The 19,959-nt window shown below is 67.6% G+C and carries 12 protein-coding genes; 2 read left to right on the forward strand and 10 right to left on the reverse strand.

All coding sequences use genetic code 11. The features are described from left to right. The first annotated feature begins 4 nt into the window (after positions 1–4). Positions 5–1,258, forward strand: coding sequence for a carbohydrate porin (locus AC5P5W_RS17325; protein WP_142234746.1), 1,254 nt, complete (start codon positions 5–7; stop codon positions 1,256–1,258). A gap of 112 nt (positions 1,259–1,370) precedes the next feature. On the opposite strand, the gene AC5P5W_RS17330 is transcribed toward AC5P5W_RS17325, so the two are convergent. The 7 genes from AC5P5W_RS17330 to AC5P5W_RS17360 are packed head-to-tail and all read right to left on the reverse strand — an operon-like array spanning position 1,371 to position 13,401. Then, the gene (locus AC5P5W_RS17330; protein ID WP_142234747.1) at positions 1,371–2,216 is read right to left on the reverse strand and encodes an aldose epimerase family protein; all 846 of its coding nucleotides are present in this window, start codon (positions 2,214–2,216) and stop codon (positions 1,371–1,373) included. Further along, entirely contained in the window at positions 2,206–3,243 is a 1,038-nt protein-coding gene (locus tag AC5P5W_RS17335) for a glycoside hydrolase family 43 protein (RefSeq protein ID WP_049439693.1), read from the reverse strand. Before AC5P5W_RS17335 ends, AC5P5W_RS17330 begins: the two co-directional genes overlap by 11 nt. A 16-nt stretch (positions 3,244–3,259) precedes the next feature. Next, the gene (locus AC5P5W_RS17340; RefSeq protein ID WP_049439691.1) at positions 3,260–4,744 is read right to left on the reverse strand and encodes an MFS transporter; all 1,485 of its coding nucleotides are present in this window, start codon (positions 4,742–4,744) and stop codon (positions 3,260–3,262) included. A gap of 59 nt (positions 4,745–4,803) precedes the next feature. Then, positions 4,804–7,497, reverse strand: a complete 2,694-nt coding sequence (locus tag AC5P5W_RS17345; protein ID WP_495221311.1) for a glycoside hydrolase family 3 protein — start codon at positions 7,495–7,497, stop codon at positions 4,804–4,806. Continuing rightward, the gene (locus AC5P5W_RS17350; RefSeq protein WP_126412252.1) at positions 7,494–9,188 is read right to left on the reverse strand and encodes a family 43 glycosylhydrolase; all 1,695 of its coding nucleotides are present in this window, start codon (positions 9,186–9,188) and stop codon (positions 7,494–7,496) included. The genes AC5P5W_RS17345 and AC5P5W_RS17350 overlap by 4 nt, the downstream gene beginning before the upstream one ends. A gap of 53 nt (positions 9,189–9,241) precedes the next feature. Then, positions 9,242–11,230 carry a sialate O-acetylesterase gene (locus AC5P5W_RS17355; protein WP_197574209.1) on the reverse strand — a complete coding sequence of 663 codons (1,989 nt, stop codon included), beginning with the start codon at positions 11,228–11,230 and terminating at the stop codon, positions 9,242–9,244. Continuing rightward, positions 11,227–13,401 (reverse strand): alpha-glucuronidase family glycosyl hydrolase, encoded by a 2,175-nt coding sequence (locus tag AC5P5W_RS17360; RefSeq protein ID WP_126412254.1) that lies wholly within the window; start codon positions 13,399–13,401, stop codon positions 11,227–11,229. The genes AC5P5W_RS17355 and AC5P5W_RS17360 overlap by 4 nt, the downstream gene beginning before the upstream one ends. 92 nt (positions 13,402–13,493) lie before the next feature. Here AC5P5W_RS17360 and AC5P5W_RS17365 point away from each other — a divergent pair, with 92 nt between their 5' ends. Beyond that, the gene (locus AC5P5W_RS17365) at positions 13,494–14,552 is read left to right on the forward strand and encodes a substrate-binding domain-containing protein (RefSeq protein ID WP_197574210.1); all 1,059 of its coding nucleotides are present in this window, start codon (positions 13,494–13,496) and stop codon (positions 14,550–14,552) included. A 67-nt stretch (positions 14,553–14,619) separates the two neighbouring features. Here AC5P5W_RS17365 and AC5P5W_RS17370 read toward each other — a convergent pair whose 3' ends face one another. From AC5P5W_RS17370 to xylA, 3 genes are read right to left on the reverse strand one after another with little or no spacing between them, the layout of a single operon-like run. Next, the gene (locus AC5P5W_RS17370) at positions 14,620–17,178 is read right to left on the reverse strand and encodes a glycoside hydrolase family 3 N-terminal domain-containing protein (RefSeq protein ID WP_197574211.1); all 2,559 of its coding nucleotides are present in this window, start codon (positions 17,176–17,178) and stop codon (positions 14,620–14,622) included. After that, positions 17,175–18,584 (reverse strand): sugar porter family MFS transporter, encoded by a 1,410-nt coding sequence (locus AC5P5W_RS17375; RefSeq protein ID WP_197574212.1) that lies wholly within the window; start codon positions 18,582–18,584, stop codon positions 17,175–17,177. Before AC5P5W_RS17375 ends, AC5P5W_RS17370 begins: the two co-directional genes overlap by 4 nt. Before the next feature lie 31 nt (positions 18,585–18,615). Continuing rightward, a complete protein-coding gene (gene xylA / locus AC5P5W_RS17380) occupies positions 18,616–19,950 on the reverse strand; it encodes a xylose isomerase (RefSeq protein ID WP_043395866.1) in 1,335 nt (444 codons plus the stop codon). Positions 19,951–19,959: the final 9 nt, after the last annotated feature.

Consider the following 19,959-nt stretch of genomic DNA (forward strand, 5'->3'; position numbering starts at 1 on the left):
GCCCATGACCTCCCCTTCCCGCCGCCTGCTGCCGACAGTGATCCTGCTGGCCCTGCCATCACTGGCCGCAGCCGCCGACGCGAGCGACGTCTTCGCTCCGAAGCTCGCCTACACCGGCGAAGCGGCCGCCACGCTCGACGGTGGCAAGCGCAGCGGCACGGCCTATGCCGGCCAGCTGATGTTCGGTGCCGACGTGGACCTGGACGCGGCGTTTGGCTGGCGAGGTGCGACGGTCAAGGCCTACGGCATCAACCGCCATGGCACCAATCTCGCCAACAGCAGTACAGGCAACAGCACCTCGGTGCAGGAAATCTACGGCGGCCAGGGCACGCGCCTGGCCAACCTGACCCTCGAACAGAAGTTGTTCAACGACCGGTTGGTGCTGGAAGCAGGGCGCAGCGTCGCCAACATCCACCACCTGGGTTCGGACCTGTGCCAGTACTTCCAGGGCAACTCGGCCTGTGGCAACCCGACCTACGTATTCCGCACCAGCAGTTTCACCTGGTGGCCGGTATCGAGCTGGATGGCCGATGCCACGGCCTGGGTCACGCCCGATGTCTATGTCCGCGTCGGCGCCTACCAGGTTGATCCCAGCCAGGCCGAGGATGGCCAGCATGGCCTGAAGTGGAATACGAACCAGGCCACCGGCTGGATCGTGCCCTACACGATCGGCTGGCGCAGCCCTGCTTCGGCACGACTGAAAGCCCGCTACGAACTCGGTGGTTGGCAGGACAACTCGACCTATCGCGATCCGCTGCGCGATGCCAACGGCATTCCCGCGCTGCTCAGTGGCCAGGAGTACGCGACGCGTCACGGTCGCTCCGGTGCGTTCGCCCGCTTCGAGCAGCAACTCACCAGTGATGGTGCCGGCCGCGGCCTGACCCTTTTCGGTGCGGCGCTCAAGGGCACCTCCGGCCAGTTGATCGAGGATCATTTCCTGCAGGCCGGGCTGGTGCAGAAAGGCACGTTCGCCCGGCGGCCGCAGGACAGCATCGCTTTCGTCGTGACCCAGCAGAAGTACAGCAGCATCGCGCTGGAAGACCTGCGCCTCGCCCGCGCCGCAGCCGGTGGCAGCGGCACCCCGCACGGGAGCCAGGTGATGATGGAGCTGAGCTATGGCATCCAGCTCACCCCGCAGCTTCGTGTTGCACCGAACCTGCACTACATCGTGCACCCCGACCAGTTCAATGAGCCCGCACGCCAGCATGACCTGCCGGATGCGCTGATCGCGGGCATGCGGATCGACTGGAACCTGTAGGAAATGTCAGGTGGTCCTGGGGCGCGGCCCGTGTCAGGCACCGGGTCCCCGGCCGGTCCAGGCGGCGTACCGACCGCCCGCCATCCGGGTGATTTCCTGCCCTGGCCGGGTTTCAGGTGCTGTCCGCCGCCCACGCCAGTTCGAACGTCAACGCGAGGCGCTGGCCGGGCTCCAGCCGGTGCGGTGCCAGGGTGTAGCCATCTGGCGGGCCGCTCTGCGGCTCGACACAGGTGGCGTGCGGCGTACCATCGTAGACCACCCAGTGGTCGTGGTCCGACCTCAGCCGCAGGTGCTGGCCTTCGCGTATCAGCGTGATGTCACCGTCGGCGATGAAGCAGTCATCCCAGGGGCCGGTGGTGGGCTCCACGCGGGGCAGCGTGGCAATACCTTCCCTGTCCCGCGGATACATCGAGCGAGGACTGAACAGCAGTCGTTCCGGCTTCCGGAACCAGGGGTGCCAGCCCAGCACCGCCGGCATCGCCTGCCCGCCGGCCTGGACCGAGAGGTCCATCTGCAGGCTGTGAGCCTGCAACTGCAGGTCCAGCACGGCAGCGCCACCGAAAGGCCAGTAGCCGTCGCTCGGCAGCTCCAGCGACAACCGGGCTGCCGCCGCGTCCAAGCGGTCGATCCGCCAGGGTCGCGAGAAACCCACCCCATGAATGGCGTGCCCGTCGAAGTTGAGCGGCAGCCGATGCGGCCTGCCGTCAAAATGGAACTGTCCACGGCGGATGCGCCCGGCCCACGGCACCATCGGGTAGCAGCCCCACGCGATCGCCGCCGGGCCTGCCTGCTGCGCATCCACCAGCCATTCCACGCCCTGGTAGCGCAGGTGCGCCACGCGCCCGCCCGCCCCTGCGGCGAACGCAACCTCCAGTTCGCCGCACCTCAGCCAGTGCAGCTCGCCGGCTGGCAGCGGAGCCAGCGCATCATCCACCGGCAGCATCCGCTCAGGCCCCATACGGGTTGATCGTGCGGATGCTTCCGTCCGGCTCCATGTGCAGCGGCGTGCACTTGGCCGAGCGCAGGTGGGTGATGCCGCCGGACATCAGTGCATCGTGATAGAACAGGTACCACTGTCCTTCGAACTGGCAGATGGAGTGGTGGGTGGTCCAACCGACCACGGGGGTGAGGATCACGCCAGCGTAGGTGAACGGTCCATACGGGCTGTCGCCGATGGCGTAGCACAGCTGGTGGGTGTTGCCAGTGGAGTACGACAGGTAGTAGCGACCCTGGTACCTGTGCAGCCACGGACCTTCGAAGAAGCGGCGCGCATGGTCGTCCGCGCGCAGCGGCTGGCCATGCTCATCCAGGATCTGCACTTCGCGGGTGGGTTCGGCCAGCTCGGTCATGCCGGCATCCAGGCGGCCCACGCGCGGGCCCAGCGCCGGTGCGCTGCCCTCGGGCTCCTCGTGGGCCTCGCTGTACTGGTTGTCACGATACTTCTGCAGCTGCCCGCCCCATATGCCGCCGAAGTACAGGTAGTGGCTGCCATCCTCGTCTTCGAACACGGCCGGGTCGATCGAGTACGCACCCTTGATCGGCTCCGGCTGGGGCACGAACGGGCCCTCCGGCCGCGCACCGATCGCCACGCCGATGCGGAACCGGCCCTCGGCATCCTTGGCCGGGAAGTAGAGGTAGTAGCGGCCATCACGGCAGGCGGCATCGGGGGCCCACATCTGTTTCCGGGCCCAGGGCACATCGCGCACATGCAACGCCATGCCGCAATCGACGGCCGTGCCGTCGGGCGTATCCATCTTCAGCACATGATAATCCTGCATGCCGAAGTGGCCACCTTCGTCGTCGAATGGCTGGCCGCCGTCGATGTCGTGCGACGGATAGATGTACAGGCGCCCCTCGAACACATGCGCCGAAGGGTCGGCGGTATAGATGTGGGTCACCAGCGGTTGCGAAATGGCGTGCGCGGTGAGCTGCGCAAGACGGGCTTCGCTGGCCTGGCCGTCTTCGCCGGCAGAGAGGTCGATCATGGTCGTCATCTTGGAGTTACACGGAGGCGTCGGCGGAACGGCGACGCAGGTGGAGGTCCTGCTCGATGCGGGTTTCGGTGCGCTTGTCGATCCTGTAGAAGACCAGCAGCGCCACGGCGAGCAGGAAAGGAAGGGAGCAGTAGACGCTTACGGTCAGGCGGATGCCCTGCACCACGGCCTCAGGCTGCTGCGCCAGGCCGGCCTGGTAGCCGTAGTGGGCGAGGATCGCGGCGACCAGCGCGCCGCCCACGCTGAGGCCGATCTTCAGCCCGCACAGCATCGCCGAGAAAATGATCGCGGTTGCCCGCCGATGGTTCTTCCACTCCGAGTAGTCCGCGACGTCGGCGATCATCGCCCACAGCAACGGGATGGTGATGCCGTAGCAGAAGCCATGCAGCATGAAGGCGCCGAACGCCACCGCCACCGCCGTGGGTGGAAACAGGTAGAAGGCAAGCAGGAACAGGGTCGAGACAAACAGGGCGCCACCGAAGACGTCGCGCTTGCCGAAGCGGTCCGCCAGCCGTCGCGATGCGCCGATACCCAGGATCATGCAGAGGATGCCGCACGCGTTGAACAGGCTGAACGCCGAGGTGGCCGCGTCCTTCGGCCAGGTGAACGCAGCGAAGCCGGCGCTGGCCAGCGCAGCATTCAACGCGCTGACCAGGCCGTTGAACCCCGAGTTTTCAAGGAAGCCGGCCAGCGCCGCTTCACTCATGTAGTACTGGAAGTAATAGATGTAGGTACCGCCCTTCAATGCCAGGTTGATGAACACCAGCACGGTCAGGGCCAGCATCACCTGCCACGGACGGTTGTGCAGCAGGTCCGACAGGTCCTGCACTATGCCGCCGGTCTGTTCGCGCGTCGGCACGATGCGTTCGCGGGTGGTGGCGAACGTGATCAGGAAGAACGCCGTGCCGATGATGGCGAATGCGGTCATGACCTGCTCGAAGCCGCGCACCCGGTCGCCGTCACCCAGGATCAGCACCAGCGGCATCAGCAGCACCTGGATGATGAACTGCGCGATCATCACGGCCACGAAGCGGTAGGCCGAAAGGCTGTTGCGCTGGGCCATGCTGCCGGTCAGCACGCCGCTCAGCGCCGAGTACGGCAGGTTGTTCGCTGCGTACACGCACACCAGCAGCGCGTAGGTGGCCAGTGCATAGATCACCTTTCCGCGCTCGCCCAGGTCCGGCGTGCTGAACGCCAGCAGGGACAGTACGCCAAAAGGAATGGCCGTCCACAGGATCCACGGCCGGAAGCGGCCCCAACGGGTGGTCGTCCGGTCAGCCGCGATGCCGATCAACGGCGTGAACACGAACGCACCCAGCAGGCCCACCACGAAGATGATCGTGGCCGCGGTCGCAGCTGGCAGGCGGTAGACGTCGGTGTAGAAGAACGCCAGGTAGGTGATCAGGGTCTGGAAGATCAGGTTGGCGGCGAGATCGCCCAGGCTGTAGCCGAGCTTCTCGCGTACCGATAGCGCGTGTTCAGTGCTTGCCATGCAGCGGACGTCCTGGAAAAGGGATCTGGGCGGAGGGAAATCGATGCCGGCGAGAGCGATCAGTCATGCGCGGACACCACCGTGAACCTGCCCTGCGCGCGTGCATCGGCACTGGACGCCCCCACCCTGACCTCGTAGGCACCGGGCCGCACCTCATACGCGGCGCGCGCTTCGTCATAGTGGCGCAGGGCCTGCGCTGCCTCCAGGGTGAACGTCACCGTGCGGTGTTCGCCCGGGGCCAGATGGATCCGCTGGAAGCCACGCAGCTCCTGCACGGCATCGCCGCTGCCAGCGTGCTCGCGCCGCACGTACAGCTGCACCACTTCGTCACCGCTGCGCGTGCCTGCGTTGGTCACATCGACCGCAACGCCCAGGCGGCCATCGGCGCGGAGGCTGCCTGCATCGAGGCGGAGCGTTCCATAGTCGAACCGCGTGTACGACAGACCGTGACCGAACGGATAAAGCGGCGTGCCGCGGAAGTAGCGATAGGTGCGGCCCTCCATGGCGTAGTCGTCGAATGCCGGCAACGCTTCGCTGGCCTTGTAGAACGTCACTGGCAACCGGCCGGCGGGATTGATGTCGCCGAACAGCGCCTGGCCGACGGCGGTGCCGCCGCGCTGCCCGGGGTACCAGCTCATCAGGATCGCCGGCAGATGCGACTGCGCCCAGTCCACGGCAATGGCCGAGCCGCCGGTGAGCACCATCACCACCGGCTTGCCGGTAGCGTGCAGGGCCTCCAGCAGGGTGCGCTGCGGCGCGGGCAACCGCAGGTCGGTACGGTCGCCACCGGCAAAGCCTGGATAGTTGACCGTCATTTCCTCGCCTTCGACATCGCCGGTAAGGCCACCGACGAACACCACCACATCGGCTTCGCGTGCGGCATCGAGCGCTTCATCGAACGGCGCCTTGGCGCCGGGCATGCGCCAGCCCAGGCGCACGCCGGCATCGCGCTCGTCGTCGTAGTACTCCAGCGTCATCGCGTAGGCACGCCCGGCCTGCAGCTCCAGTTCGATGCCCTCGGCATGCAGGCGATCTGTGTTCACCCAGTGATCGATCACGCGCTTGCCGTCCAGGTACAGGCGGTAGCCATCGTCGCCGGCCACCTCCAGCCGGTAGCGGCCGGACACGGGTGGCAGCAGTTGGCCGCTCCAGCGGATGCTGAAGCGGTCGTTCGGGATCCCCTGCCCCGGTGCCGCTTCGCCGCGTGCCAGCAGGTTGTCGGTCGGCGAGCCGCGGTCCCAGCGGAAGCCGATCTGCGCGTCGGTACGCACCAGGGCCGGCGTACCGGACAGGTCGGGCGTGCGGAAGTACTCGCCACGCAGGCCACGCTCGGGCGAGTCCGCCGAAGGCCGCAGGAAGGTCGGCTCGATCAACGGCGTGGCACCGGGATCGTCGCGGCCCTCCACCAGGTCCACGCCGCGGGCATAGCGAACCTCGACGCCCTTGGCCGCCTCGCGTATGCCCTGCAGGATCGTGACCGGCGCGGCCGGTGTGCCGAAGTAGTTGCCGAGCAGCGCCATGGTGTCGTCGGCAGTGGGTCCGACCACGGCAATGCGCTTGATGTCGCGTGACAGCGGCAGGATGCCGTCGTTCTTCAGCAGCACCAGCGACGCCTGCGCGGCCTTGAGCGCCAGCGCATCATGTGCCGGGGCCTGGTTCACCGAGGCCGGAATGCGCGCCCAGCGCACCCGCTCCGGCGGGTCGAACATGCCCAGGCGCATCCGTGCGGTGAACAGACGGGTCACCGCATCGTCGATCTCCGCTTCGCTGATCAAACCCTGACGCACGGCCGACGGAAGCGTGGCGTACTCCTGGCCGCATTCCAGCTCGGTGCCATTCCTGACCGCCAGCGCCGCAGCGGCTTCGCGCGTGGTCACGATATGGTGGTGCTTCCAGATGTCGACGATGGCCCAGCAGTCCGAGACCACGTAGCCCTTGAAGCCCCAGTCGCGTCGCAGCACATCGCGCAGCAGGAAACGGCTGGCACTGGCGGACTCGCCGTACACGCGGTTGTAGGCGCCCATCACAGCATCGACGTCGCCCTCCTTGACCAGCGCCTCGAATGCCGGCAGGTAGGTGTCATACAGGTCGCGCCGGCTGGGCCGTGCATCGAAGTGATGGCGGTCGGCCTCGGGCCCGCTGTGCACGGCCAGATGCTTGGCGGTGGCGTCCAGCTTGCGGTAGACGGGGTCGTCGCCCTGCAGGCCACGTACGAAGGCCACGCCCATGCGCGCGGTGAGGTACGGGTCCTCGCCATAGGTTTCCTGTCCGCGGCCCCAGCGCGGGTCGCGGAAGACGTTGACGTTCGGCGACCAGAAGGTCAGCCCCTGGTAACGGCCGTGCGCGCCTTCGCGGAGGAACTGGTGGTGCTTTGCGCGGGCCTCATCGCTGATCGTCGTGGCCACCTGCCCCATCAACGGCACATCGAAGGTCGCGGCCAGGCCGATCGCCTGCGGAAAGACCGTGGCCTGCCCTGCCCGTGCCACGCCATGCAGTCCCTCATTCCACCAGTCGTAGGCGGGCACACCCAGGCGTTCGATTGCCGGCGCGGCGTTCTGCATCTGCGCGGCTTTCTCTTCCAGCGTCATCTGCGCGACGAGTGAGGCAGCCCGTTGCTCGAAGCTGGCCGAAACGTCCAGCCAGGGCCGCGGCGCGGCTGCGGATGCGGCCGCCGCGATGCAGGTCAGAACGAACACAGTGAGCCCGCGGCGCAACGTGCGGCGACGGGCGTTGGACGACAGCGACAGCCTCATTTGCTTCTCCCGGTGCGCTCATCGCGCGCGAAGGGACCCAGCAGTGCGCCTACGAAGCCGCCCGCCCGGTCCGTGCTCAGAACGGTGCCATCCACCTTGCCTGCAAGCAGTTGCCAGCCCTGCCCGTCGCCGGTATCGAACGAGAACGCGTAGTCGCCCTCGTTGCCGTCGATCTTCAGGCGCAACGCGTCCGGTGCCCGCACCTCGCGGGTCGCCACGATGCGCGTACTGCCACCGCCATCACGAACTTCCAGGAAGAGCGAAAGTCGCTCGTCCGGAAGGCTGCGAACGCCAAGGAAGTACCAGTACGCCTCGCTCTGGAACGCCGCCAGGCCGGCCGCCACGCCAGGCCCCGGTCGGCTCATCGCGGCGCTCGCCTCGAAGCGCAGGTGCTGCTGGCGTCGGCCAAGGAACGCGGGATTGCGCAGCGTGTCCAGATCCTCGGCAAGCGGGTGCACGGCCAGCATTCCCGGGCGCGTGGCCAGGTCGGCCCAGGCGTGCTTGGGCACCCGCACGCGCAGCCACTGGCGATCGAGCCTCGGTCCATCGAAGTTGTCGCGCTCGACGAAGTTGCCGGTCGAGGGGGCCTGGGATGCCTCGCCCTGCATCCACGACGGCGCCTTGACCACGTAGGGGATGGGCTGGTCGGCCGGCAGGATCCGTGGCCAGCCGTCCTGCCAGCGCACCGGCAGCAGATAGGTCTCGCGCCCGGTGTTGTAGTGCCGCGTCTGATAGTTGCGGCTGGCCAGGAACACCGCCCACCACGAACCGTCCGGGCCTTCAACCAGGTCGGCATGGCCGGCATTGGTGATCGGTAGCGGTCGGTCGTCGGGCAGCTCGCGCTGGGTCAGGATCGGATTGCCCGCGTAGGGGTCATACGGGCCCCACACGGTGCGACTGCGGAGCACCACCTGGGAGTGCTGCGGCCCGGTGCCGCCTTCGGCATCGGACAGGTAATACCAGCCCTGGCGCTTGTAGATGTGGGGTCCTTCGATCCAGATCGGGTTCTTCGCCGGCTCCACGCCCGCGTCGACCAGCACCCGGCGCGGCCCGACCGGCTTGAAGGCAGCCAGATCGATCTGCTGCATCCAGATGGCGCGGTGCCCGTCGTAGCGCGGCGGGCCGGGCGGTGCATCGTTGTTGACCAGGTACACCTTGCCGTCGTCATCGAAGAACAGTGATGGATCGATGCCATCGATGCCGGGCAGCCAGTGCGGATCGGACCACGGACCGGCCGGGTCGCGCGCGGTGGCAATGAAGTTGCCACCACTGTCGGTGGCCGTGGTCACCACGTAGAAGACCCCATCGTGGTATTCGATGGTGGGCGCGAAGATGCCGCGCGAGACGCTCAGCCCGTCGAAATCCAGCTGCGTGGCGCGGTCGATCACGTTGCCGATCTGCTTCCAGTGAACCAGGTCGGCACTCTCGAACACCGGAATGCCCGGGAAATAGGTGAAGCTGGAATTGACCAGGTAGAACCGGCCGTTCGCGCTCACGATGCTGGGATCGGCATGGAAGCCGGCCAGCACCGGATTGCGGTAGTGGCCGGCCGGCAGCGGCGTGTCGAAGGCCGCGTCGTTGCCGCGGTATTCGAACCAGTCGAAGTACACCGGCGGTGCGTCCGGCGGCGCGCTGGCCGGGCTGGTTGCGGCCGACAGCAGGAGTGCCGCCGCCAGCAGGTGGCGCGCCATCGACCTCAGGCCGGCCCTGTCGCGGACCGGAGGGGACTGCGTGGACAACGTCATCATCGTCGCGTCTCGGCTTCGGCAATGGGAAGTTCGAACGGGCCTGCCGGTGCCCCGCTGCGGTCGCGTAGCGTGCACACCGGGCCATCGGCCCAGCAATAGCGGACATGCGTTGCGTGCGTCGACAGCGGGCCGCGCAGCAGGATCCGGCGCCCATCCAGTTCGGCGTCGCCGTAGTCGCAGTGGCGGGTATCACCCCTGGTCCCGCACAGTTCAAAACCAATCGGACGCAGCGCGCCGGTCGCGGTGAGCACGCCTTCGACATCCTCGAACGCAATGGCCACGCCAGCGGGCGTCCGCACGGCCGTTACCGCTCGCGGACCCGACGGCGCCACGTCCTGCTTGCCGTACACCACGTGGCGCGCCACGCGCGCCAGGCGGCGCCCGAGCTCCTGCTTGTTCGGCGGATGGATGTCGTAGGCGTCGCCGATGTCGATGGCAATGGCGAGCCCGCTCCGCGCATCCTCGGCGGCGACGCGCCGCTGCGCCTCACGCACCTGCGCCCAACCGCTGGCGGCGGGCACAACCGGCGGCTGGCCGTAGCCGGCCAGCTGCACCAGCAGCAGTGGCGTGCGCGCACCGAACTGCCGCCGCCAGTCCTCGCGCAGCGCACGCAACCGCATCGCATACGCCGCACCATCGCTGGTGTTCGATTCACCTTGATACCAGAGCATGCCGCGCAGCCCGAAGCCCCCGAGCGGTGCGATCATCCCGTTGTACAGCGTCGACAGCCCGGTGGCGGCCTGCCATGGCGCGAAAGGCGGCGCCTGCTGGCCCGCCGCCACCCGGTATTTCCAGAGGCCCTGCAGTGCCACGCGCTCGCCGTTATCGAACTGCAGGCCGTATGCCGTTGAGGGGCCGGCCAGGCCGCCTTCGCCGTAGGTGTCCAGCACGTTGACCGCAATGCTGTTGGATCCCGCCTTCAACAGGCCACTCGGCAACGGATAGCGCCTCTGGCCGGCGCCGTACTGGCTGCCGACGGCGACCCCGTTCACCCAGGTCACGTCCACCTCGTCGGCCGATGCCAGCTCCAGGGTCGCGCCGCGTGCAGCCTGTTCAGCGCTCAGCACCACCTGCGTGCGATACCAGACCATGCCGTTGTAATCGGCAAGCGCGGGCTCGTTCCACCGCTCCCATGCGCCCAGTGTGGCCGGTGCGTGCGACCATGCGCGGTCATCGGTATCCGCGCGCCAAGGTGCGTCGCCCGGCAGCGCCCCTTCGCGCGTCTCCCACCAGTGCTGCCAGTGGCGGCCCCAGGCTGCGCGTGCCTCCAGCGGATCACGGGCAGAGCGCGCGAGAATATCGAGGGCCTCGTCCATGCCACCTTGCCCGCGCAGGGCATCGGTACTGGTCCAGGCCTCGATCCGCGAGCCGCCCCACGCTGCCTGGATCAGCCCCATCGGTACGGCAACCGTGCGCTGCAGTTCGCGGGCGAAATAGAAGCAGGCTGCAGAGAAACCGCGCACCGAATCGGGCGTTGCCCGCGTCCATCCAGGGTCACCCTTGAAGCTCTCCTGCGCCTGCACGGCCGCGTCCTTCGGCACGCTGAACAGCCGGATCCGTGGCAGCGTGGCCGAGGCGATCTCGCTGGCTGCGTTGAGCGAGCGCCAGACCGGCAGCTCCATGTTCGACTGCCCCGCGCACAACCAGACGTCGCCGACCAGAAGATCCTGCGCCGTCTCACGCCGGGTCCCGGCGGTTGCCTCGAGGGTGTACGGGCCGCCTGCGGCGATGGCGGGGAACATGGCCTGCCAGCGGCCTGCCCTATCGGCCTGTGTGGCCACCGTCTGGCCCGCGAAGGTGGCCGATACCGCCTGCCCAGGGCTTGCCTGGCCCCAGACGGTGATCGGCCGGTCGCGCTGCAGGACCGCATGGTCCTGGAACAGCGGGTGCAGCAAACCCGTCGTTTCGCCGGCCGCCACCGGTGCGGCAAGCCACGCCAGCACCATCAACGCCGCCGCGCGCGCGGACCATCCGAACCGGTTCATCGCCCATCTCCGGGTGCGAAGGGAAACTGCAACGCCTGGTAGTACGACAACGGCTGTGGCGGTGGCCGTTCTCCCGCCGGCAGCGGTCGGCCGCTGACTGACTGGAAGTACGCCACACTGGCATCGCGCCACCACTGCGCTTCCTCGCGCTGGATCTGCAGGAACGCCGCCACCTGCTGGTGCCGCTGCGGATCGATCCGGTCGCGCAGGCCCGCCCAGGTCGCCTGCATCGACTGCACCTGGCGCACACCCCGCGAATAGCGCCCGACCAGTTCGTCCCACAGCGTCCTGCCCGAGCGCATGCGGCGGTCCCACGGCACGTGATGGAACCACAGCAGCAGCGACTCGGGCACCCGCGCCGGATCGCCATAAACCCCGGCAACCGGCGGGAAGTACTGCCCCACGGCGTTGCTTCCGCTTGCGCTGCGGTCAAAGCCGATGCCGTTGCGGTCTGCACGGTGGTAGTAGACCGACGTCCAGTCCGCACGCGGGCCGCCGTCCACCCAGGGGCCGGGACCGTAGTGATGGCCGCGTGCCATGAGGTGATGCAACCCAAGCGGCGTCATGTAGTCCACTGCCGCCTCGCGCGAGTCCATCATCATCCGCACGATCGGGCCGGTCACCTGCGGGTCGGGCGAGAAGGTCAGCGCGGCCCAGTCCTCGGCAATGCCGCGCGCGGACTGCTGCGGATTCCATGCCAGTCGCCCGAACGCGTACCAGTTGGCCTGGTCGAAATGCGAGCCGCTCCAGGTGCGGTCTACGCCAATGTTCGCAACGCCGGCGATGCCGGTCAGTGCATGACCTTCCAACGAGCCGTCGATCACGCGGGCGACCGTGGAGCCCTCGCCACGTGCATGGGTGTCGGCCTGCAGCACTTCTTCGTAAAGCGTTCCCAGGTACACCAGGTGCGTCGCAAAACCCAGGTACTCCTTGGTGATCTGCAGTTCCATCATCAGCGGCGTGCGTGGCATGGCGCCGAACAGCGGATGGAACGGCTCGCGCGGCTGGAAGTCGATGGGACCGTTCTTCACCTGCACGATCACGTTGGGGCGGAAGGCACCGTCCAGCCCGACAAACTCGCTGTACGCCTGCTTGGCGCGATCTTCGGGAACCTGGTGCGAGTACACGAAGGCGCGCCACATCACTACGCCGTTGTAGGGCGCCAGTGCCTCGGCCAGCAGGTTGGCGCCGTCGGCATGGGAACGACCGTAATCCTGCGGGCCGGGTTGCCCCTCCGAGTTCGCCTTGACCAGGAAACCGCCAAAATCCGGAATGCGCGCATGGATCTCATCGACCTTGTCGCGCCACCAGCGCCGCACAGCCGGATCCAGCGGATCAGCCGTTGCCAGGCCGCCAAGCTCGATCGGCGCACTGAAGCGCGCGCTCAGGTAGACCCGGATGCCATAGGGCCGGAACAGGTCGGCCAGCGCGGCGGCCTTGGCCAGATAGGCCGGCGACAGGCTCAGCGCACTGGCATTGACGTTGTTGAGGACGGTGCCGTTGATGCCGAGCGAGGCGTTGGCACGGGCGTAGTCGGTGTAGCGCGGCTCACGCCACTGCGGCAACGTCTGCCAGTCCCACAGCGAGCTGCCTGCATAGCCACGCTCGACGTAACGATCCAGGTTGTCCCAATGGTTGAGCACACGCAGTGCGACCTGCGGCGACTCACGCACATCCAGCGCCTGCAGTGGGGTGCCACGCTGCATCAGCCGCAGCAGATGGAACATGCCATACAGCACGCCGACATCCTGGCGTGCCGCCACAAGCAGCACGTCGCGCCCCTCGATCCGGACCCGCCGGATCAGGAACCCCTCGTTGCCCAACGTGGCGATCTCGTTGCCGTACGCGGCGACGAGTGTCGAAGATTGCGGCGTGCCCAGCACCAGGGCACGCTCGGTACTGATTGCCGTTCGCATTGGCGGCGACGCTCCCAGCAATCCAGGGAGGCTGCGCGCAAGCTCGTCGCGGGTGGCGCGCTGCATTGGCGTGCGATCCGGGGCCACCACTTCGGCCAGTTGCCGCCGGTAATCGGCAGCGACCGTTGCGGCAACCGGCTGGTAGCGCATCCACAGCGCATAGCCATCCTCCGCCCGTGCCCCGCCAACACAGGCCAGCAGCACGAGCAGGGCCCACAGGTGCGTGCCGACAGCGCGCAACAACGGCGTTAACATGCGCCTTTGTAGACTACGTCCGGGCCCGGGGCAGCGCATCATCGTCCTTCGCACCCGCGCGGCAGCGCCACCAAGAACAAAGGGATCGTGCATTGGACAAGCCGAAGAAATCGGTTCGCCGCAGAACCGCAGGCGTGACGATCGACGAGGTTGCGGCCCTTGCCGGCGTTTCGCCGATGACCGTGTCGCGGGTAATCAACCAGGGCAAGGTGCGCGACGTCACCCGCGAGCGCGTGCTGCGCGCCGTGCGTGAGCTGGGCTATACGCCCAATCTTGCCGCCAGTTCGCTGGCCGCTGCACAGCACACGCGCATTGCGCTGATCTACACCAACCCCAGCGGCGCCTACCTGCGCGAACTGCTGGTGGGCCTGCTGCGCGTCGCCTCCAGTTCCGCCATCCAGCTGGTCATCGACTACTGGGACAACCTGGATGCCGAATCCGAACGCAGGGCGGCGCGTGCGCTCGCCGGACGCGTCGACGGGGTGATCCTGCCGCCGCCGCTGTGCGAATCGCAGGCCGCCGTAAGCGAACTGGTCAAGGCTGGCATTCCGGTGGTGGCCATCGCATCGGGTCGCCTGAGCGAGGCCCTGTCCTGCGTCCGCATCGATGATTTCAGTGCGGGCAGGGAAATGACCGATCACCTGCTCCGGCAGGGACACACCCGCATCGGTTTCATCCGTGGGCGCGATGACCTGAGCGCAAGTGCGTTCCGCTACGACGGCTTCGTCACCGCCCTGCGCGAGGCCGGGCTGGCGGTGGAGCCCGGCCTGGTCCAGCACGGTGACTACACCTACCGGTCCGGCCTGGCAGCGGCCGAGAAGCTGCTGTCCCAGCGCCGGCCACCGACCGCGATTTTCGCCAGCAACGACGACATGGGCGCCGCCGCCATCTCCGTGGCGCATCGGCGTGGGCTGGAAGTGCCACGCGACCTGTCGGTGGTGGGTTTCGATGACACCTCGGCCGCCACCACCGTGTGGCCGGAACTGACCACGATCCACCAGCCCATCGCCTCGATGGCCAACGCGGCCATCGACATCCTGCTGCGCACCATCCGCCGGCCTGCGGGGGACGCAACGGTGCTGCGCGAACATGTGATGCCGCATCGGCTGATCGCACGCGGTTCGGTAGCCGCACCGCCCACGCGCCGGTAGCGAAGGCCCCGCCCTCATGCCTGCGCCTGCGCAGTAGGCGGCAGGGTGCCGGTCAGGCCGGCAGCAATCATGCGCCGCATCCAAGGGCGACCTCGGCTTCGTTCAGTGCGCCCAGCGCGACGCGTGACACGGAGATCGTCATCGCATCGGCCGTCACCACCGACCACGGTCGGTCGATCGCGTCCAGCTTTGCACCCGCCTTGGCCAGGCACTTCAGCGGCACGCCAACGCGCTTCCACTGGCCTTGTGGAAGGGCCGCCAGCGACGGCCCGATGGCGATGCGTGCCGAGCAGCCCACGCCGCAACCGACCGACAGCCACGCCTCACCCTCCGGCGCAGCGTCCACGCGCAGCGTGGTCAGCAGCATCAGGTCACCGTTGGATTCGCGCTGCAGGTCCAGCGCCGTGTGCGACTGCAGTGCAGCAACGGCCTCGCCCTTGCCCGACCAGGCCAGGCGTCGCCCATCCTCCTGCGCCAGATGATCCACGCCGGTGATCTTCAGCCGATCATCGGGCAACGCGTCCGGCACGCGGGTCACGGTCAGGCCCTGGCCTGCGGCCTGCTCAAGGCGCAGCGCCATGCCGGGGCCTGCATCACCGCGCGCGAAGAACACGCCGGTCGCGCCCTCGTTGCCGGTCACGCCCGATGCCTCCGGCAGCGCGGCCAGGTCGCCGTTGTCGGCGTAGGTCAGGCCGAAGCCGAACGCAAACAACGGATCGTAGTCCTTCTGGCCGACGTTGTTGGCGTACTGGGTGGCGGTGCGCGGCCAGCTGAAACTGAGCTTGCCCTTGAAATCGTGCTGCACCCGGCCATCGCTTCCGCGCAGCAGTACATCGGCAATGCCGGCGCCTTCCGAGCCCGGCAGCCACGCGGCCACGAAGGCATCGGCGGCATTGATTTCCCGGTTCACCCAGAGCGGCCGCCCGCTCAGGAAGACCGCGACGACCGGTATGCCATCGGCCTTGAGCCGCTTGAGCAGCGCCAGATCCGTTTCGTTGCCGGGCTTGTAGGCCAGCGTCGGCCGGTCTCCCTGGAACTCGGCATAGGGGTCTTCGCCAAACACCACCACCGCCACGTCGGGTTTCACTGCATAGCGACCGTCAACGGCAAGCACGGCTTCACCACCGGCCGCCCTGGCCTGGTGCGCGATGCCCTCATAGATGGAGTCCGCATTGGGGAAGTCCTTGCGGGTGGTGCCGGTGCCCTGCCAGTTGAGCGTCCAGCCCCCGGCCTGCTTGCCGACATCGTTGGCACCGTCGCCGGCCACGAGGATCCGCTGCTTCGGCGACAGCGGCAGGACGCCGTTCTGGTTCTTCAGCAGGACCAGCGATTCGCGCACGGCCTGCCGGGCCACCGCGCGATGTGCCGGCGCGCCGATCAGTGCGAACTGGCCGCCAACGGCCCGCGTGGACGGCCTGCCGGCCTCGAACAACCCCAGGCGGAACTTGACCCGCAGGATCCGGTGCACCGCATCGTCCAGGCGCTGCGGCGTTATCCGGCCGTCCTTCACCGCAGCCAGCGTCGTCTCGTAGAAGCCTTTCCAGCTGTCCGAGGCCATCGCCATGTCCAGGCCCGCGTTGATCGTGGCCGGGCAGTCCGTGGTGGTGCAGCCCTTGACCTGGCCATGACCATTCCAGTCGCCCACCACGAAGCCACCGAAGTTCATGCGTCCCTTGAGCACATCGGTGAGGTAGTGCCGGTGCCCGTGCATCTTTTCACCGTTGACGCTGTTGAACGATGCCATCGCGGTCTGCGCGCCGGCGGCGATGGCCGGCGGGTATCCGGCGGCGTGGATGCGTACCAGGTCCGGCTCACTGATGCGGGTGTCGCCCTGGTCCTTGCCGTCGGTGGTGCCGCCATCACCGAGAAAGTGCTTCACCGAGGCGATCACATGGCGGCCATCGAGGAACTCCGGTGTTCCCACCCTGCCCTGCAATCCCTCCACCATGGCGCCGGCATAGCTGGCCACCACCTCGGGCGATTCCGAGTAGCCCTCGTAGCTGCGGCCCCAGCGATCATCCTGGGGTACCGCAACGGTCGGCGCGAACGTCCACTCCATGCCGGTGACGCGGGTTTCCAGCGCGGTGATGCCACCGATCTTCCGCAGCAGCTCCGGATTGCGCGTGGCGCCCAGCCCGATGTTGTGCGGGAACAACGTGGCGCCAATGATGTTGCTCTGCCCGTGCACGGCATCGATGCCGAACAGCAGCGGGATGGCCTTGCCGCCTTTCGACGTGTCCATGGACGCGTCGTAAAAGGCGTCTGCCAGCGCCAGCCACTCGGCTGGCGACGCATCGTAGCGGCCACCGGGGTCGGAATTGCCACCGGCCAGGATCGAACCAAGGCGGTAGCGCCGCACGTCATCGGGGGTGAGGCTGGCAATGTCGCCCTGCACGAGCTGGCCGACCTTTTCCTCCACCGTCATGCCGGCCATCAGGTCGGTGATCCGCTTCTCCAGAGCAGGATCCGCGGCCAGTGGCCAGGTGACCTGCGGCCACGGGTCGCTGGCGGCTCCCGCAGTGGCGGCGGGCCGGTCCTGGCCGTGGCAGCCCAGCAACGCCAGCGTCAGCACGGCGACCAGCACGCCGCTGCGGGATACGGAGGTCTGCGATGTCATGGCGCTCATCCTTCCATCTGCTCCAGTTCCTTGCCCGTGGTCTCGTGCACATGCCGGACCACGAAAATCACCGAGATGATCGCCGCCACCAGGTAGATGCCGTAGGTGGCCGCCAGCCCGGCCGCGGCCAGCAGCATCGGGAACGTCACCGTGACCACGAAGTTGGAGGTCCATTGCGCTGCGCCGGCGACCGCCAGTGCCGAACCGCGGATCTGGTTCGGAAACATCTCGCCCAGCATCACCCACATCACCGGCCCCCACGACAGGTTGAAGAACACGACATAGGCATTGGCCGCCACCAGCGCCAGCGTGCCCATGCGCCCGGGTAGCTGCAGATGCCCGTCGGCCAGTGAACCACTTGCAAACGCGACCACCACCAGTGCAAGCGACAGCGACATCCCGGCCGAGCCGAACCACAGCAGGGGCTTGCGGCCGATCCGGTCGATCAGCAGCACCGTGACCACGCAGGCGCCGATGCTCAGCGCGCCGGACAGCACGTTGATCAGCAGCGCGTCGTTTTCGGAAAAGCCGACCGCCTGCCACAGCACGGCGCCGTAGTAGAACACCACGTTGATGCCGACCAGCTGCTGGAAGCAGGCCAGTCCGACGCCGACCCACACAATCGGGCGGATCCGCCCGGTCGCCCGGCTCTTCAGATCGGACAGGCGCGGGCGATGGTGGTCGTTGGACAGCGAGGCATCGATCTCTTCGAGCGTGGCGCGGGCCTTGTCGTTGCCGAGCAGCCGGGTGAGCACGCGCAGCGCGTCGTCCTTGCGCCGCTTCACCACCAGGTAGCGCGGGCTCTCAGGAATGGTCAGCAACAGCAGCAGGAACACCAGCGATGGCGCGGCCTGCATCCAGAACATCCAGCGCCAGGCAGCCTGCCCGGCCCACAGCGGCTCGGTCGACGCGCCCGCTGCGGCCGCCAGCAGGTAGTTGGACAGGAAGGCAGCGGTGAGCCCGGTGATGATCGCGATCTGCTGCACCGTGGCCAGGCGGCCGCGATAGCGGGCCGGAGCGACCTCGGCAATGTAGGCCGGCGAGATTACGCTCGCCGCGCCTACCGCGAACCCACCCACCACCCGCGCCGCAATGAACCAGCCCGACGAGGCCGCCGCCCCGGCACCGAGTGCCGACAGCAGGAACATCACCGCCGACAGGATCAGCACGTTGCGACGGCCGAGGCGGTCGGCCAGGCGGCCGGCACTGAACGCGCCCACCGCACAGCCCAGCAGCATCGACGCGATCTCGAACCCCTGCATCCATTCACCGGACCGGAACGCCTGGTGCAGGCCGTCCTGGGTGCCGTTGATCACGCCGCTGTCGAAGCCGAACAGAAAACCGCCAATCGTCGCTACCACGCTGATCAGTACGATCAGCCGGGTGTTCTCACCGCTGCCTGCTGCCTGGTTCATTCCCGTCTCCTTGAGTGCACCGTTGCCGCGCTCAGCGCAGCAGGTACTGGTTGAGCAGGTTTTCGTAACGCTCCTGCTTGCCGCTGGCCTGGTGCGGTTCGCCGAGGCGGGCGGCCAGGCCCGCCAGGTCCGGCAGGCTGAGCGTGCCACGCTCGAACTCCTGGCCGGCGCCGCTGTCGAAACTCGCGTAGCGCTCCTTGCGCCATTGCTCCCAGGGCGACTCGGTCAGCAGTGCATGGGCAACCTCCAGCCCGCGTGCGAACGCATCCATGCCGCCGATATGGGCAATGAACAGATCCTCAAGGTCGGTCGACTCACGGCGCACTTTGGCATCGAAGTTCAACCCGCCCTCCAGCCCGCCCTGGCGCAGCACGACCAGCATTGCACCCACCGTGTCGTACAGATCGCTGGGGAACTGGTCGGTGTCCCAGCCGTTCTGCGCGTTGCCGCGGTTGGCATCGATGCTGCCGAGCAGGCCATGGTCGGACGCAACCTGCAGGTCGTGCTCGAAGGTGTGCCCGGACAACGTGGCGTGGTTGGCTTCGATGTTGAGCTTGAAGTCCTTGTCCAGCCCATGCTCCTTCAGGAAGCCCACCACCGTGGCACTGTCGAAGTCATACTGGTGCTTCATCGGCTCCATCGGCTTGGGCTCGATCAGGAAGTTGCCCTTCAGGCCGATGCTGCGGCCGTAGTCGCGGGCCATGGTGAGGAAGCGCGCGAAATGTTCGATCTCGCGCTTCATCTGGGTATTGGCCAGCGACGCATAACCTTCGCGTCCGCCCCAGAACACGTAGTGCTCGCCGCCGAGTTCGACCGTGGCCTCCAGCGCGGCCTTGACCTGCACCGCTGCGCGCGCGACCACCGCGAAGTCGGGGTTGGTCGATGCGCCGTTCATGTAGCGCGGGTGCGAGAACAGGTTGGCCGTGCCCCACAGCAGCTTGACGCCGGTGGCCTCCTGGCGCGCCTTGGCCAGGGCCACCATATGCGAGAGGTTCTTCTGGTACTGGCCGATGTCGTCGGCATCCGGCGCCAGGTCGATATCATGGAAGCACCAGTACGGCACGCCCAGCTTGGTGAAGAACTCGAACGCCGCGTCCACCTTCGCTTCGGCCGTGGCCAGTGGCGAGGCTGCCTCCCACGGGAACTGCCGGGTACCCGGGCCGAACGGATCGTGCCCAGCATTGCAGAAGGTGTGCCAGTAGCACACGGCGAAGCGCAGATGCTCCTGCATGGTCTTGCCACCGATGACCCGGTTTGCATCGTAGACCTTGAAGGCAAGCGGATTGTCCGAGCCCTTGCCCTCGAACGGAATGCGGCCGACGCCGGGGAAGTACTCCTTGGCGCCGATGAAGGGCTGCGTGCTCATGGTGCGTGC

This window comes from Stenotrophomonas sp. YJH_SMC_123 (assembly GCF_059368215.1).